The following is a 17,240-nucleotide window of genomic DNA, read 5'->3' on the forward strand; positions in this document are numbered from 1 at the left end:
ATCTCCCCTGGTATTTACAATACTTCGTTGTTTATAACTGACATTGGGTTATCGTAAAAGATTTTTTGGCTGTAACCATCTCCAAATTTTTTAGCCACATAATTTCTGCATTCAAGAATCTCTGGTGCCCTGCTCTTGCAGTCATGGGCATCTGTAGCCACAAAGTCCACCAGCCTGTTCTTTAATAGTTTCCTTGTAAAATGAGAAATTCCAAATCCGTATTTTCCCATCACACTTGATGCGTTGACCTGTATACAGCATCCCATATCTATTAGGTCCTCTACGTACGAATAATGGGATACAACATCTGAATATCTCTCAACATGGGCTATTATTGGAATGTAGCCTGCTGTCTGAACCTGATATATTCCGTTATGTATAGCTCTAAATGGGGTTGTGGGATGAAACTCAACCAAACAATAATCAGAGTCAGCCAGAGTACAGATCTTGCCCTTCTCAAGTTCCCTCTGGGTCTCATCACTATAGTAAATCTCGTTTCCAGAATATAGATGAATATGAAGTCCTGCCCTATCTGCCAGTTCCTGGAGTTTGCCGCAATAAACCTTGTTGTGCTCAGGACTTACATTATGATGCATTGGTTTGTGATGAGGAGTAAGAATAATGCGTTCAATACCATTTTTCTCCGCAATTTGCAGCATCTTCAGACTAGTCTCCATATCCGGGGACCCATCGTCTACACCTGGCATAATATGACAGTGAATATCTATGGATGATAGCATATCGCTCCTTGTTGTATATGTGTTTTATTCATTGTAATATCATAATCTCTTAACGCATTTTCATTATTGCGTTTAAGAAGTTATGGTATTACAAATTAATTATACACCAGTTTTTAGATCAGATGATATAAAAAAGTGCAACTGACAAAGAATCTCTCTTTGTCAGTTGCACTTATATTACCTTTTACCCTTATTTTTGTTGGATGCGATCAAAACTTTCCCTATGATTCCGCCTACAGCCATAATAAAATTTCCCACAACAGAGAATTAGTATACTCTAATTAGGCGAATTTGTTGAGCTTCGGATCATACTTGTACCCTATATTCTCTAATTTACGTACTATTTCATCAAGCTCGTCCTTGCTAATATCAAGCCCCTCTGACAAGGCATCAAGCCCCTGATATTCATCTCGAAGCTTCATGTTGATAAAGCTAAGCAGCATTACTGGATCCTGTGGTATCATATTTTCTCCTTACTATGAAAGTCTTTTAATTCATCCCTTCACGCCTCTGGCTACAAGTTCTCCGTCTCTTACATCAAACTCTATAGTATCATGTGGATTTATCTCATCCTGAAGGATCAGCTTGGCTGAAAGCGTCTCCACATATTTCTGGATATATCTCTTAAGAGGTCTTGCTCCATAAATTGGATCATATGCATTATCAATAACATAGGCCTTGGCCGCAGGAGTAAGAGAAACTGTAATCTCTCTGTCCGCCAGACGCTTGTTAAGATCTGCTATTACAAGATCAACAATGCCTCCAATATTCTCCTTGGTAAGAGGCTTAAACATTATGATCTCATCAAGTCTGTTAAGGAACTCAGGCCTAAAGTGAGCACGAAGATCCTCCATGGTCTCCTTCTGGGCATCCTCACTGATTGTTCCATCCTCTCTGATTCCATCAAGAAGATACTGGGCTCCGATATTGGAAGTCATGATAAGTATCGTATTCTTGAAGTCTACAGTTCTGCCTTGAGAATCTGTGATTCTACCATCATCCAGAACCTGAAGAAGGATATTGAACACATCAGGATGAGCCTTCTCAACCTCATCAAATAAGACTACCGCATAAGGCTTTCTCCTGACTGCCTCAGTTAGCTGGCCGCCCTCATCATAGCCCACATATCCTGGAGGAGCTCCGATAAGTCTGGATACGCTATACTTCTCCATATATTCACTCATATCAATCCTGACCATGTTGTTCTCATCGTCGAACAAGGCCTGTGCAAGACTCTTGGCAAGCTCTGTCTTACCAACACCGGTAGGGCCCAGGAATAAGAAGGAACCAATTGGCTTAGTAGGATCCTTGATGCCAGCCTTGGATCTCATGATAGCTTCTGAAACCTTTACAACGGCTTCGTCCTGGCCAATAACCCTCTGATGAAGCTCATCCGAAAGATGAAGGGTCTTATTTCTCTCGCTCTCTGTAAGCTTGCTGACAGGAATGCCAGTCCATCTGCTGATAATTCCAGCTATCTCTTCGTCTGATACTCTCTCATGTACAAGAGTTGTATCAGACTCTTTCTCTCTTGCTACTGCCTCAGCCTCTTCCAACTGCTTCTTAAGTGCAGGGAGCTTGCCATACTGAAGCTCTCCAGCCTTCTCGTAATCACCATTTCTCTGAGCTATAGCAATCTCAGAATTTATAGTATCTATCTGCTCACGCATGGCAGCAAGCTTATCCACTGCCTCTTTTTCATTGGACCACTGAGCCTTTCTGGAATCGAATTCTTCCTTGAGCTCAGCAAGCTCTTTCTGCAGATTAGATAGTCTTTCCTTACTAAGAGAATCGTCCTCTTTCTTGAGAGCTGCCTCCTCAATCTGCATCTGCATGATCTTACGGTTAAGCTCATCAAGCTCTGCAGGCATGGAATCCATCTCAGTCTTGATAAGAGCGCAGGCTTCATCCACCAGGTCTATAGCCTTGTCCGGAAGGAATCTGTCTGAAATGTATCTGTTAGAGAGAACCGCAGCACTTACAAGGGCTGAATCCATGATCTTGACCCCATGGAATACCTCGTATCTCTCCTTGAGTCCACGAAGGATACTGATTGTGTCCTCAACTGTTGGTTCATCAACCATTACTGGCTGGAAACGTCTCTCAAGGGCCGCATCCTTCTCAATGTACTGTCTGTACTCATTAAGAGTTGTAGCACCGATACAGTGCAGTTCACCTCTTGCCAGCATTGGCTTTAACATATTACCGGCATCCATAGCGCCATCAGTCTTGCCAGCGCCTACTATAAGATGAAGCTCATCAATGAAAAGAATTATCTCGCCATCAGAGCCCTTAACATCCTCAAGAACTGCCTTAAGTCTCTCCTCAAATTCGCCTCTGTACTTGGCACCAGCCACCAGTGCTCCCATATCAAGAGAAAAGATTTTCTTGTCCTTAAGAGCTGATGGGACATCGCCACTAGCTATTCTCTGAGCCAGAGCCTCTACAACTGCAGTCTTACCAACACCAGGCTCGCCAATAAGGACCGGGTTATTCTTGGTCTTACGGGACAAAATCCTGATCACATTTCTGATCTCAGTATCTCTTCCAATTACAGGATCAAGTTTCTGACGTCTGGCCTTCTCCACAAGCTCTGTACCATACTTGTTAAGAGTATCATAGGTAGCCTCAGGGTTGTCTGTTGTAACATTCCTATTACCTCTGACCTCAGACAGTACCTGAAGGAATCTGTTCCTGTCGATACCAAACTGACTCAGTATCTCTCTGACTTCTCTGTTAGGCTTCTTGATAATAGCCATAAAAAGATGCTCTACAGATACATATTCATCTCCAAGAGCCTTAGCCTCATCCTCAGCTGATAAAAGAGCCTTGTTAAGGTCAGATCCCACATAAGGGTTACCACCCTGAACCTTGGTCCTCTTAGCTATTCCCTGCTCTATTCTCCTAATGAAAGACTCTTTGTCCACGCCCATCTTCTCAACGAGCCTTGCTATAAGACTATCCTCAATCGTCATAAGCGCATACAAGAGATGTTCCTGTTCTATTTCCTGATTGCCATATTCCATAGCAATCTTCTCACAGCTATTAACAGCCTCTAGCGACTTCTGTGTGAATTTCTGAATATTCATAATACCTCCCCTCTAAAAATACATAATATAAAGGATTGTTATTGTTGTTCTATTACAACTATAACAATCCTTTTTTTGTCTGTCAATCTTTTTTCAAAATTTATCCGCAAATACGCATAGTGCAATCATACCTCTCCCTGCCTCATTGCGCAGTCCAAGGCGTCGCACATACTACATAATCCAGGTTTATGCACAGGCTCTGTCAAAAGAGGTACCACAAACAACACACTTTTCTTTGGTATCAGCACCATGGCTTCATTGTAGGTCACAAGCTTCTGCCCAAGAAGTCCCATAAGTCTTGGAACTTCAGACATAGGAAGCTTGTCCTCTCCCGCAAAAATGTAGCGTCCTGCGTACATTCCTGTCAGTTCATGGAGCTTTTTATCAACCTCTTCATAAGCCCTGGCCAGAAGTTCAAGCCCAATGCAGTCCAGGATATACGCTTTATGGATATTTTCCTCTGTACTAGAAAGGAAACTATCCTGTAATACATCAAAGGCCTGACCCAGAGTCACCACAACCAAAGCCTGTTTAGCTGCCTTCGTATTCTCTTTTTCCAAGGCTTCACCTTTATTATTAAGAAGACAGTAGTGGAACTGGGCATGAACCCTTGGGCTAGCCTTTATGTAGAGCTTTTCTATCTCATTTTTATCTTTTTCTTCAAAATGGTATCGCCTTGAAAAGTCTGACATGCAGGCCTCATCCAGGGATACCTTAAGTGGAATAAAATTCATTTATTTAATGAGTTCCTTATATTCATCCTGATGAGATTTAATGTACTTTAATACGCGCGCTGCTGTCAAATTTTTAATATTTTTGCCAAGCCATTCCGTAGTAGTATATTTATCGCAAGAATAGTAACTTGAACCATATTCGCTATTATTTCCTCTGCTGACTACAGCAATCGTATCTGATCCGTCATCCAGTATCAGGATCGCATCTCTAATATCATCGCCGTTTACTTCACAGAACAGTACTTCCTTTATTTCATATCCTGCAAGATCTACATTCGCCATCCATGTACCTACAGTATTTCCAGTCTCATTGTTTTCTATTATCTGAATATGTGGACGTGTACAACCATCATGAACATTCACAGAAGATGAAACAACATATTCAACCATTTCATCTGATCCATCCACAGGGGCAAGGAAGGTCTTATTTCCATATTCTTCCTCCCAAAGCTGACGGTTTGAATAAAAATGGAAGGGATTTGCAGGATCCCCTGTTCCTATAAGTGTCAGGCGAGTTGCAGGTTCGCCATATCTGCCTTCAATAACAAGCTGTACTATAGGGCCATTCTTAACTCCCTTTAGGATAGTCACATCTAAATTAGTAACATCACTATACTCCAGGAAGCACATATCATACTCTTCTACATATACAAGGCCCCGAATTTTTTTCAGATCAAAATTAACAAGTCCGGTTTTTTTCTCTATATCTGCCCTGACATCGTCTCCTTTAAATGCAGCAAGATCGTATTCTACATACTCTTCGCCAATTGCCTTAAGATAAGCATCTTTGGCCTCTACAGAGTAATCATCTGTATCTATTCCAGCCCCTCCATAGAGAACACTACCCCAACTCACATCTTCAGGCTGTCTATAAGTTGTAAACGTAAACCCAACATAACCCTCTCGTTCTAGAAATGCTTCATAGTCCTTAAGCTCACTTTTGGTAAGTTCTTCACCTTCCATCATGCCCTCACGGTCATAGCCAAAAATAGTCTCGTGCAGAACAACATATTCATCTGCTGAAATAGGTGTCTCATCCTTGTAGTAAGACATTGTTCCATCCGCTTCATCTATAGCATCAAGCCTGAAGGACTCGGTAATCTCTAAATTTCCATTATATTTATCAAAAATATACGCAGTTCCGTTGCCAGCAGAGCCATAATGGATAACCCAGTTATCGCCGTTATAGTACTGATTACTGCACTTAATCTCTGTACCTTCGCCCTGAGCAAAGCATACAACCTTGCCTTCCTTGCAGTCGAAATACATATCCCCATAAACCATGTTATTAAGGATAAATTCAAGTTCCCCATCATTATCCAGATCAAGAGGCTTTTTCACAGTCATTGCACTGGTAGCATCTGTAAAGTCTTCAAATTCATAATGACTTGCATCAATTGTATGTGTATTGCCGCTTTCATCAGGAAGAGTCTCTGCCATGATCTCTCCCTGGCAAAACAGCCTGAACAATTCTCCAGGTGTAAGGTCCATTGGATTATTCTTGTATTTAGTCAAAAGATCTTCTTCAGGCTCTTCTTCCTCAACTATTTCCTCTGCCTCTTCAACAGTAGCTGCTTCTGATGCCTCATCTTTCACTTCCTCTTTTACAGGTTCAGCTACTGACATATCTTCCGCTGAAGCCTCCGCTTCTGATTCGACTCTAATTGGTTTTTTCCCAAGTTCCTGTAAGTCACATCCTGTTGCCGTAACCATGATAGCGCCAGCTAAAAGAACTGCACTGATCCTTTTCATTTTTCATTTCCTCCCAACAAGGCTTTTTTATTCTATTCTTTATACATTCACCCGCCTTGCTTTGTTTCACACAAATGAAACTATATCAAAATATCAACTATTCTAACATAGAAAAATCTTCCAACTATCTGACCACTTTTTGCCACATTAGTTTTTATAGTGTATTATTAAGACGCTGAAACATTTTATTCATTTAGATTATTGGAGAATTATTATGGTAATAAAAAATGTAAATCTTGAGACAGTGTGCGGAATCACCAGTACTCTTCCTGACAATATTCATCCTGAATTTGCCTTTGCAGGTAAGAGTAATGTTGGTAAGAGCTCACTTATAAACGGGATCATGAACCGCAAGAACTATGCCAGAACCTCTCAGGAACCAGGCAAGACTCAGACCATCAATTACTACAACATAAATGATGAGTTCTATCTTGTGGATCTTCCAGGATATGGCTTTGCAAGAGTCCCTGAGAAGGTCAAGGAGCAGTGGGGCAAGATGATTGAGAACTACCTTCACACTTCCAAACAGCTCCTTAGAGTATTTCTTTTAATAGATATAAGGCACGAGCCTTCAGCCAATGATGTTCAGATGTACAAATGGATTGTTCATCAGGGCTTCCAGCCAGTCATCATAGCTACTAAATCTGACAAGATCAAAAAGTCCCAGCATGAGAAGCACCTTAACATGCTCAGAAACACCCTTGGACTTCCTGATGAGATCAAGATTTTCCCTTACTCAGCCCTGTCCAAAGAGGGCCGTCAGGAAATATATGATTTCATGGATGAGCTTCTTGCTGAGGCAGCAAACACATCAGAAGCGTGATAACTTTTCAAACTATAATCCGCATAATCTTATAGTGTAAAAATGACACTAAATTAAAATTATAGAACTAAAATCAAAGACTTACCTCTTTTAAACTTATAGCAGTATTGCGTGGTATACAAAAGTTTAAAGGAGGTATTTTTGTATGAAAAAGAGAAATCTAAGGGGGCGCCTTGCAATTGCAGTTGCTTTTGCCCTCTCCTTGTCGTCTCTTACGACAACAAGTCTTCAGGTCCTGGCTTATCAGGGGCCTGTCAATGAGTCTTTATCACTTCCCTTTGGTCAGGTAGCAGATTATGACCAGGAAAAAGGTATTGGCTTTGTCTGGGGCGCAGCAGGATATGATCTGTATACCGTTACTATTTCCTGTGCTGCAAATGGATATGAGAAAGTCTACCCTGATCAGGAACTTGGCTATCACTGGTATCCTGATGAGTACGCTGACGGAGTATACCTTATAGAGCTCCAGGGCCAAAGAGATGGTGAGCTATCAGGAGCTGTTACAGCAACCGTGACAGTGGGAAATCCAGAAGTAACACCTGGCACAGAAACACCTGGTCCCGGGGAAGGAGATATTCCAGTAGAACCTGGAACTGGTGAAGGCGGTGAAACTCCAACTGATCCAGGAGCAGGAGAAGGTAGCGAAACTCCTCCGGAAGAACATCAGATCAAAGAAGGGGCTATAAGCCTTGCTGATGCCACATCAGAACTATATGTTGGAAGTGACTGGGCCGGCGTTAATGCAAATATCAAGGAAACTGGCACCACAGCTCTTATCACCACTTCAAGCTATGGCTGGAATGGAGAGTGGGGTCTTCAGTACATAATTAAAGATCTTGGGCTTAGCGTTGGTGAAACCTATACTCTTTCTGTGGATCTTACATCTTCCATAAATAAAAAAGCCCTTATTAAACTGGACGACTCAGGTCAGATATATGAATTTATAGACCTTCAGGCTGGCAAGACCTATGAATACACTGCATCAGCTACAATTTCCGAGCTTGCTAACAACACTCTTTTTATTGCGCTTGGACAAATGCAGGGTGAAGCAGCGAACCTTAGCGGAACTATTCTTATAGAAAACCTCAGGATATGTGACTCTGAAGGCAATTACATATCCCTCTCAGGCGGATCTGCTAATGGGTCCAAGGGCCTTGAATATGATTTTTCCGCAGAGGACAACGCACTCTTTGACTATGCTGATCCAGGCCTTTCCAAAGAAGGCTATGACCTTATCTGGTCAGATGAATTTGATGGTAACTATACAACATCTAATATAGACAGTCAGACCGGCCTGAATCTCGATAACTGGGGATATCAGCTGGGTGATGGAACAACAGACTGTGGCAACTACGGCTGGGGCAATAATGAGCTTGAGTGTTACACCAATGATGCCAAAAACATCTCTGTAAACGAAGACCTTGATGGAGATGGTTTCGGAGATGGACTTCTTCGTATCACTGCGTCATATGAAGAAAATGGCTACAACTATGCTGCAGAGAGCAAAAAGAGCTATACCTCAGCAAGAATCCGTACAACAACCGCTTCGAAAGAGCTATTTAACAGCACCTACGGCTATATAGAAGGCAGAATATCTCTTCCTCAGACAAAAGGAGCATGGCCTGCTTTCTGGATGCTTCCACAGAGCACAGAGATCTACGGCGGCTGGCCTGTATCAGGGGAAATAGATATCCTGGAAACAACAGGTACTCAAACTAACCAGGCCTGCTCAACACTTCACTGGGGTGTTCCAAGCCACGTATACAAGGGAAGCGGCTACACAGCACTTGATTCAGACATCAGATACTTCCACACCTACGCTGTAGACTGGGAACCAGGCAGAATGACCTTCTACTATGATGGAAAAGAAATCTATTCTTCCTCAAACTGGTCAAGTGCAATCTCAGGAGCTTCTGATTCTCTTGGCTTTGATGCTCCTTTCGATGCGCCATTTTACATGATCCTAAATCTCGCCGTAGACAGCGGTCAGTTCGGCGGATCAGCCAACAAAGCTGATTTCCAGGATGATATAAACATGTACGTTGACTATATCCGCTGCTATCAAAAGACTGAAGGCTACGCAGACTCTGTCACAAGATCTGTTGATGGAAGCGTCCGTGATGACTGGTCTGATCAAGCCGGCGTAAATCAGATTGCAGATCTATCAACTGATAATCTTGATACTGTAGGCGGTGGACATGATGATAATGCTGCAAAAGATTCTGGAAAGTGGTTCCTCTCATATCAGTCAGATGCAGCAGCAACTGCAGAAGCTGTAACAGATGATAAGGGCCAGACCTGGGCAAAGATAAATGTTAACGGCCAGGGAAGTCAGGACTACGGCGTGCAACTTATCGGCCATTACAACGCCAAGGCAGGATACGTCTATAGGGTTTCCTTTGATTCCTACGCTTCTGGCGCCCTTGTAGGTAAGCAGGTAAACTGCGATTCCAAGGAATATGCAGGCTGGAGTACCTATGGCATCCAGGCCTTTAATCTGACTGATACACCAGCTCGCAATTCCTTCATCTTTGCACAGTCAGAAGATTTCGACAACTGCCGAATTGAATTCAATGTAGGTGGACAGGCTACCGGCTCAGTATATATTTCAAATGTTAAGGTTGAAATAGTTGATCCAGCACTTATAGGAACAACAGATCCAAGCGGCGTACACGGAGTCCTTGCTGATGGCAACATGATCTTTAACGGAACCTTTGATCAGGGTAACAACCACGTAGGATACTGGACTACACTAGATAATACTAAGCTTTTAGTTCCAAGATACACTCTGTCAGCTTTAAGGGACAGCGATGTAAGAGTCAAGGATATCGCTTCCATGACCAACTACGAGAACATTCCTGACGGCATTAAGTACTACGAAAGAAGAGGTCAGATTTCTTCTGAGAATGGCTCTGTGCCTACAATTTATCAGAGCGGCATCAAGATGACTGCTGATACTTACACTATCTCTTTTGACATGTATTCTGATAATGAAACTGCTGTTAAGGCTTCCATCCGTGAAGTTGTAACAGATGAGAATGGTGGTCAGACTCTCGGAAAAGAGCTTGGTAATGCCAAGGCTTCATATTCAAATGCTGGAAACATAAAGAGATATAGCTTGTCAGTCACCACAGATGAAGACCTGGACAACGGCGCAGTTGTTCTTACCTTCGCAAAGGGAAGTAGTGTCCAGATTGACAATGTAACAATGCGTGGCGCTAATCAGGTTTCCGTAGTTGACGAAAATCCAGTTAATGAAAATACCACTTTCACAGGCGACAGCGGCGCAGGTTCAGCTATAGCAATTGAGACTGATGCAGCAAATACTTACAGCATGACGGGAATTGCAAGCGGTTCAACCTGGTATTCACCACAGATAGGAAGCAGCAATTTCTCTGTTATGGCGGGCCTACAGTACAAGCTGTCCATGGACTGCAAGATAACAGGAAACAGCAACAACACCTTTAAATATATCGTTCAGCAAAACGGCGGAAACTGGATAGTTGTTCAGGATGTAGTCCAGGTTAACTTAAATGATCTTACAGCTACTGATGATGGTTTCTATCATTATGAAACTGTATTTACTGCAGGTGCTTCCCTGGATGACTGTCACTTAAACTTTGGTTTCGGTGACAGCGCAGCAACTGGAGACATGACTTTTAGCTTTAAAAATGTATCAATGACTCTGGTAAAAGAAACATCTGAAGGCGGAGATTCCGATAACGACGATGAGCTTGGAGACGACATCTTTGAGCCTGTTCCTACAGAGCCAACACAGCCTTCAGAACCAGAAGTACCAGAAAATCCTGAAATCCCAGAAGCACCAGCAGGATCTTTTGTTACTAAGTGGGGTTCAACCTACTATGTCCTCGAGGACGGCAGCAAATATTCAGGAATGTTGACTTATGAAGGAGATACCTACTACTTCAAGGCAAAGGGCACTATGGTAAAAAGTGATTATGTCACTACAGATGATGGCAAGTACTACTTTGATAGCGAAGGCCACATGGTTACTGGCTTTATGACAAAGTGGGGTTCTAAATATTTCTTTGACAAAAAGGGCCTTATGCAAGTGGATGCCCTCATCGATGTAGACGGATACACCTATTATGCTAATGAAAAAGGTCATATCGTTGTTAGCAGCTTTGTTGATCTTGAAGATGGAAGACACTATTTTGACGGCGATGGACACATGGTAAAGGATCGCACCATCACAAAATGGCTTAAGAAATACACCTTTGATGAGAACGGAGTTCTTATTAACTAAAGACAAAAAGCAATTGGTCTGAGGTTATCCTCATTCCAATTGCTTTTTTATTATTTAAAATTATTAACTTATCTTATTTAGCCTGTTTAAGCTTCTTCTGATCCTTGTGAACAAGAAGTGGCTGGCTGGTTCCATCAACTGATGCATCTGTGATAACGCACTCGCTGATAGTCTCATCTGATGGAATCTCATACATTACATCCATCATAGTCTTCTCCATGATAGAACGAAGTCCTCTTGCTCCAGTCTCTCTCTCGTAAGCCATCTGAGCTATCTTATGAACAGCCTCATCCTCGAATGTAAGCTTAACATCATCAAAATCAAAGAGCTTCTGATACTGCTTAACAAGAGCATTCTTGGGCTCTGTAAGGATTCTCATAAGAGCTTCCTTGGAAAGACCTTCAAGAGTAACTGTAATAGGCACACGTCCTACAAACTCTGGAATAAGACCAAACTTTACAAGATCCTGAGGAGTTACCTCTTTAAGAACCTCACCGATTTCTCTCTCAGACTTATCTGCTATCTCAGCGTTAAATCCGATTGAATTGCGGTCAAGTCTTGCCTCCACGATCTTATCAAGTCCGTCAAAAGCACCACCGCAGATAAAGAGAATATTGCTGGTATCAATCTGTATAAGCTCCTGGTGAGGATGCTTACGTCCACCCTGAGGAGGAACGCTTGCCACAGTACCCTCTACGATCTTAAGAAGTGCCTGCTGAACGCCTTCACCTGAAACATCACGTGTTATAGACACATTCTCGCTCTTCTTGGTGATCTTATCGATCTCATCGATATATACGATTCCGTACTGAGCTCTCTCGATATCATAATCTGCATTCTGGATAAGCTTAAGGAGAATATTCTCAACGTCCTCACCTACATATCCAGCCTCTGTAAGAGTAGTAGCATCTGCAATAGCAAATGGTACATTGATGATCTTGGCAAGAGTCTGTGCAAGATATGTCTTACCAGATCCTGTTGGTCCGATCATAATGATGTTACTCTTCTGAAGTTCAACATCATTCTTGTCTTCATTCTTGGGAGCAAGAACTCTCTTGTAATGATTGTAAACAGATACAGCCAAAACCTTTTTAGCTTCGTCCTGTCCGATTACATATTCATCAAGGAAGTTCCTGATCTCTGCAGGCTTGAGGAGGTTGATCTGCTGGTCTCTGCCTGTAACAGGTTCATCCTCAAATTCTTCCTCAATAATATCTGCACAAATGTCTACGCACTCGTCACAGATGTAAACCCCTGCAGGTCCTGCTATTAACTTTTTAACCTGATCCTGTGTCTTGTTACAAAAAGAGCACCTGATCTCACCGGAATTCTTTCCTGCCATTATTAGTCCTCATTTCTAATATAAAATGCCTTCTTAATTACTTCTTGTCATCCTTCTCAGATGGACGATTCTCAATGATTGAATCGATAAGGCCATAATCAAGAGCCTCCTGAGCTGAAAGCCAGTTATCTCTCTCAGTATCAGCAGCTACCTGCTCGTATGTCTTGCCACAGTTTGCAGCAAGCATTCTGTTCATCTTCTCTTTAGTCTTGAGAATGTGCTTGGCAGCGATTTCAATCTCTGTAGCCTGGCCCTGTGTTCCACCAAGTGGCTGATGAATCATAACTTCTGCATTAGGAAGAGCCATTCTCTTACCCTTTGCTCCGCCTGCAAGAAGGAAAGCACCCATGCTGGCAGCCATTCCGATACAGATTGTGCTAACATCACACTTGATGTAGTTCATAGTATCGTAAATAGCCATACCGGAAGAAATCTCTCCTCCAGGGCTGTTGATGTACATGTGGATATCCTTGTTAGGATCTTCCGCCTCAAGGAAAAGGAGCTGAGCCACGATTGTGCTGGCTGAAGCTGCATTAACCTCTTCTCCCAAAAATACAATTCTTTCTTTTAAAAGTCTGGAGTAGATATCATAGGATCTCTCTCCACGGCTTGTCTGTTCAATGACGTAAGGTATTAAACTCATATCTGTCTTCCTTTCATCTTACTGTAATGGCAAATGCAAAAGCACATACCAATTACATTATAATTTAATTATTGATTTTTTTAAAGTCTTTAGCACTTACGAGCAATACTACGCTACAATTAGATTTTATGCAACCTTTATTTTATTAAAAAACTATGAAAAGCGCGAGGACGTATGACCATCCTCGCGCCTTATATATTCATTGCGTCAAAAGATATGACTTAAGCCTCTTCTTCTGTCTTCTTCTTTCTAGTTGTTCTCTTAGGCTTCTCTTCAGCTGTAGCATCATCTGCAGCCTTCTTAGTTGTCTTTCTTGTAGTTGTCTTCTTAGCTGGCTTCTCCTCAGCGTCCTTGTCAGCTGCTGCCTTCTTGGTAGTAGTCTTCTTGGCTGCTGCCTTCTTGGCACCTTCCTTAACATTCTCTACAAGGAAATCAGCTGCCTTCTGAACTGTGAGATCCTCACGCATTGTCTTAAGCTCGCCTTCACCCATAAGACCCTTAAGCTTGTCTGCATCCATCTTGTACTGCTCAGCCATTTTAGCAAGCTCTGCCTCGAAGTCATCATCAGAAACTGTGATCTTCTCAGCTTCTGCAACTGCCTCAAGAACAAGTCTAGCCTGAATTCTCTCGATAGCCTGAGGTCTAACCTGCTCAAGCATCTTGTCAACTGTGTTGCCTGTGTACTGCATGTACTGATCGAAGTTCATACCCTGCATCTGAAGTCTCTGTGCAAAGTCATTAACGATCTGTCTCTGCTGAGTCTCGATCATAGCCTCAGGAAGCTCCATCTCTGAATCTTCGATAACAGCCTTAACTACGAGATCCTCTCTGTTAGCCTTCTCAGAAGCTGTCTTGCGCTCTACGAGCTTGTTCTTAACATCTTCCTTGTACTCAGCAAGTGTATCGAAATCAGATACATCTGAAGCGAACTCATCATTGAGCTCTGGAAGCTCCTTAGCCTTGATAGCCTTAACTGTGCACTTGAAAGTAGCAGCCTTACCAGCAAGATCCTCTGCCTGGTAATCCTCAGGGAATGTTACGTTAACATCGCCTTCCTTGCCAATTTCAAATCCGATAAGCTGCTCCTCGAATCCAGGAATGAATGAACCTGAACCGATTGTAAGAGGATAATCTGTTCCCTTACCGCCCTGGAAAGCAACTCCATCTACAAATCCTTCAAAATCAAGAGTTACGATATCGTTGTTCTCAACTGCTCTATCTGTAACATCGATTGTTCTAGCGTTAGTGTTGCGCTGCTTGTCGATCTCAGCATCAACTTCCTCGTCTGTAACTTCTACGTCCATCTTAGGAACTTCTACACCCTTATATTTTCCGAGCTTAACTGGTGGCTTAAGAGCTACCTCAGCTGTAAAGATGAAGTCCTTACCAGCCTCAAGCTGCTCAACGTCAATCTTAGGTGAAGATACAACGCTCTCGCCGCACTCTTCTACTGCCTTAGGATACTCTTCCTCGATGAGCTCGTTAGCTGCATCTTCGTAGAATACTCCCTTGCCATACATCTGCTCGATCATCTTACGAGGAGCCTTACCCTTACGGAATCCAGGAAGCTGGATCTTGTTCTTATTCTTCTCATATGCCTTCTGCAAAGCCTTCTCAAGCTGATCTGCAGAAACTGTGATTTTAAGCTTAGCCATGCTCTTCTCGAGCTTCTCTACTGTTACGCTCATGTTACTATTGTTTCCTCCTAAAAAAGTCTACGCCCTTTTGGGCACAATCGGTTTACATCATAACATAATATTGTTTTTCATTCAACAAAAATGTGACGATATCTTCATATTATTTCTGAGATATCGTCACATCTTATAAATTCCTATCATTATATTACTAATATAAAATGCTCTAGCTCTGTCAGCCTACTGACTTCTTGGCCTTTACTGCCTTAAGCGCTGCCTTAACATTTGGATCCTGTGACATTCTGATGGCATCTATTGCGCACTGATAAATCTGCACCATCTGCTGTGCCTGAAGAGAAGTATTTCTACTATATTTCTCTTTCATCCCCATAAAATACGTCATCGCCTGATTAGCAACATTCTGAGAAACATCGTGTTCCTTGCAATATAGAGTTCCTGTCTTGGCATTATATCTTGACTTGGATGTTCCGTTCCCCACATTTGTTCCAACTTTTCCAGCCCCCATTGAAGCCGCAAGCTGATTTATAAGCTCTGCCCTGTTACTCATTTATTATGTCCTGCCCTTCATATCTTTCATTCATTTTCTTCTAATTATTCGCAGGGATATTTATACTACAGGAAAAGAGTGAAATAAACCCAATACACAAAATCTATACATTTATCTATGAGTAGCACAAAAAATATTTAAGGCAACTTTTTCTATTGTTTATTATTAACAAAATTCCGTGAAATTATAATTCTAAAATAGAAGCAACTATTGAAATAAAATATTTCATACCTTCTCAATGCTCATCTGAGAATTACTATATTTCCTGTTGCCAGTCACATCCTCGTCAAACCAAGCTGCCGGATGATAGTTTCTGGCTGCCTCCTCAGAAGGAAACTCAACCTCAGCAAGGATTCTTCCCTCAAAGGGCGCCTTGAAAATATCTAGCTCAATCTTGATTTCGCCCTTTTTTATCTGTTCCTTTAAATCTGGATTAGCTTCCAGATATTCTGCAGAAAACGCATCCTCATTTAAAGGGATCAGATATCTCTTTTTCCTGATAAAATTTCCATCAGCCTTCAAAACCATATGCTCATAGCTTGCCTTATCAAGTGGCATATTGTACTCAAGCTGGCCAATATTCTCACTCTTTTTATCAGCAAAAGAGCTGTCTGGAGTTCCTTTATACGTCATATAGTAAATATCATCCTGGCGCCTTACCCTGATAGCAGGATGCACATTAAGATACCCCTGCTCAATCTCATGAAATGGATATTTGTCCAGGTCAAAAGATATCTCTTTTACCGTAAATTTCTTCTCAATTTCAATTCCCATACTAGCCCTCAAAAATAGGGAGTGATCCTATCACTCCCTACACTCATCATCAAAAAGTTACAACCTCTGGCTCACTTGTAAATGAACTGAATGTTGCTGTCGCATTCTTAAGATAGAACACCTCTGTATTTCCATCATCAGCCTTGTACATGCCCTGAAGTGAAGGATATGCATCCAGCATAGACTGTCTTGCCTCTATTCTGTCATCCTCTACAAGCTCAGCAGCTACTCTAAGCCACTGCCCATTCATAAATGCACAGATCTCAGCCTTTGGATTAGCGTGAAGCTGCTTGGATACATTCTTGACCTTGCCAGTCTGGATGTAGAGCTTCCCCTCAAAAATGTGCGCTGTGCCAAAAGGTCTTACCCTTGGCTGATCTCCCTCTACTGTCGCAAGATAATAAGTTCCTGCATCCTTCAAAAACTTTGCTACTCGTTCCATGTCGTCACCTCCTATAATTTACTCAGATACCTTAATTTTACTTTATTGTTCTAAATCGTCAATCCATCTCTATTAAGTAATCCTATATTGTCGGCCCACTCTCCATACGATGTTTTTATACCCCAAAAATCCAGATTTTTTCTACCATTAGCCATACATCCAACGCTAGTAAAGGTGATAATTAGAACCAATAGTAAAATGCTTATTCTTTTCATTTAGTTTTCCCCTGTCAACAGTACCATTAGTCCATTAATGTCCATTGTCCATCTGATGCCCTTTTATAGACCTCTGCATCAGGCGCAAAATGTAATACCTTTTCCTTGCTTTCTTCAAAACCTGCATCATCATCTTTATATTCTAGCAATACCTTTTTTATTCGGATATAAACGATAACATTTCTTCCATAACTCATATTTTTTCAAAGTTATGGAA

The 17,240-nt window shown here is 41.9% G+C and carries 14 protein-coding genes; 2 read left to right on the top strand and 12 right to left on the bottom strand.

The genetic code is table 11. From position 1 onward, the window contains the following. Positions 1 to 14 precede the first annotated feature (14 nt). From BLO53_RS03585 to BLO53_RS03605, 5 genes are all read right to left on the bottom strand, one after another. A complete protein-coding gene (locus BLO53_RS03585) occupies positions 15 to 740 on the bottom strand; it encodes a CpsB/CapC family capsule biosynthesis tyrosine phosphatase (RefSeq protein ID WP_143003199.1) in 726 nt (241 codons plus the stop codon). Between the two features lie 281 nt (positions 741 to 1,021). After that, the gene (locus tag BLO53_RS03590) at positions 1,022 to 1,204 is read right to left on the bottom strand and encodes a DUF4250 domain-containing protein (RefSeq protein WP_092059154.1); all 183 of its coding nucleotides are present in this window, start codon (positions 1,202 to 1,204) and stop codon (positions 1,022 to 1,024) included. Between the two features lie 30 nt (positions 1,205 to 1,234). Further along, positions 1,235 to 3,829, bottom strand: a complete 2,595-nt coding sequence (clpB, locus tag BLO53_RS03595) for an ATP-dependent chaperone ClpB (protein WP_092059155.1) — start codon at positions 3,827 to 3,829, stop codon at positions 1,235 to 1,237. 125 nt (positions 3,830 to 3,954) lie between these two features. Beyond that, on the bottom strand, positions 3,955 to 4,563 hold the full coding sequence (locus BLO53_RS03600) for a hypothetical protein (protein ID WP_092059156.1): 609 nt from the start codon (positions 4,561 to 4,563) through the stop codon (positions 3,955 to 3,957). After that, positions 4,564 to 6,315, bottom strand: coding sequence for a hypothetical protein (locus BLO53_RS03605; protein WP_092059157.1), 1,752 nt, complete (start codon positions 6,313 to 6,315; stop codon positions 4,564 to 4,566). 214 nt (positions 6,316 to 6,529) lie between these two features. Between BLO53_RS03605 and yihA the strand changes: the two genes are divergently transcribed. Then, positions 6,530 to 7,138, top strand: coding sequence for a ribosome biogenesis GTP-binding protein YihA/YsxC (gene yihA, locus BLO53_RS03610; RefSeq protein WP_092059158.1), 609 nt, complete (start codon positions 6,530 to 6,532; stop codon positions 7,136 to 7,138). A gap of 145 nt (positions 7,139 to 7,283) precedes the next feature. Beyond that, positions 7,284 to 11,405 carry a glycoside hydrolase family 16 protein gene (locus BLO53_RS03615; protein WP_092059159.1) on the top strand — a complete coding sequence of 1,374 codons (4,122 nt, stop codon included), beginning with the start codon at positions 7,284 to 7,286 and terminating at the stop codon, positions 11,403 to 11,405. A 73-nt stretch (positions 11,406 to 11,478) separates the two neighbouring features. Here BLO53_RS03615 and clpX read toward each other — a convergent pair whose 3' ends face one another. From clpX to BLO53_RS19095, 7 genes are all read right to left on the bottom strand, one after another. Next, positions 11,479 to 12,747, bottom strand: coding sequence for an ATP-dependent Clp protease ATP-binding subunit ClpX (gene clpX / locus BLO53_RS03620; protein WP_092059160.1), 1,269 nt, complete (start codon positions 12,745 to 12,747; stop codon positions 11,479 to 11,481). 37 nt (positions 12,748 to 12,784) lie between these two features. Continuing rightward, the gene (gene clpP, locus BLO53_RS03625; RefSeq protein ID WP_026488848.1) at positions 12,785 to 13,390 is read right to left on the bottom strand and encodes an ATP-dependent Clp endopeptidase proteolytic subunit ClpP; all 606 of its coding nucleotides are present in this window, start codon (positions 13,388 to 13,390) and stop codon (positions 12,785 to 12,787) included. A 221-nt stretch (positions 13,391 to 13,611) separates the two neighbouring features. Then, the gene (gene tig, locus BLO53_RS03630; protein WP_026488849.1) at positions 13,612 to 15,078 is read right to left on the bottom strand and encodes a trigger factor; all 1,467 of its coding nucleotides are present in this window, start codon (positions 15,076 to 15,078) and stop codon (positions 13,612 to 13,614) included. Between the two features lie 181 nt (positions 15,079 to 15,259). Then, entirely contained in the window at positions 15,260 to 15,592 is a 333-nt protein-coding gene (locus tag BLO53_RS03635) for a hypothetical protein (RefSeq protein ID WP_092059161.1), read from the bottom strand. Between the two features lie 225 nt (positions 15,593 to 15,817). Then, complete coding sequence (locus tag BLO53_RS03640) at positions 15,818 to 16,366, bottom strand: hypothetical protein (RefSeq protein WP_330388805.1); 549 nt, start codon at positions 16,364 to 16,366, stop codon at positions 15,818 to 15,820. Between the two features lie 49 nt (positions 16,367 to 16,415). Beyond that, positions 16,416 to 16,808 (bottom strand): pyridoxamine 5'-phosphate oxidase family protein, encoded by a 393-nt coding sequence (locus tag BLO53_RS03645; RefSeq protein ID WP_092059162.1) that lies wholly within the window; start codon positions 16,806 to 16,808, stop codon positions 16,416 to 16,418. Positions 16,809 to 17,049: 241 nt separating this feature from the next. Next, positions 17,050 to 17,220, bottom strand: coding sequence for a hypothetical protein (locus tag BLO53_RS19095; RefSeq protein WP_176757150.1), 171 nt, complete (start codon positions 17,218 to 17,220; stop codon positions 17,050 to 17,052). Between the last annotated feature and the right edge of the window lie 20 nt (positions 17,221 to 17,240).

Source organism: Butyrivibrio sp. INlla14 (assembly GCF_900102515.1).
Lineage (GTDB): Bacteria > Bacillota > Clostridia > Lachnospirales > Lachnospiraceae > Butyrivibrio.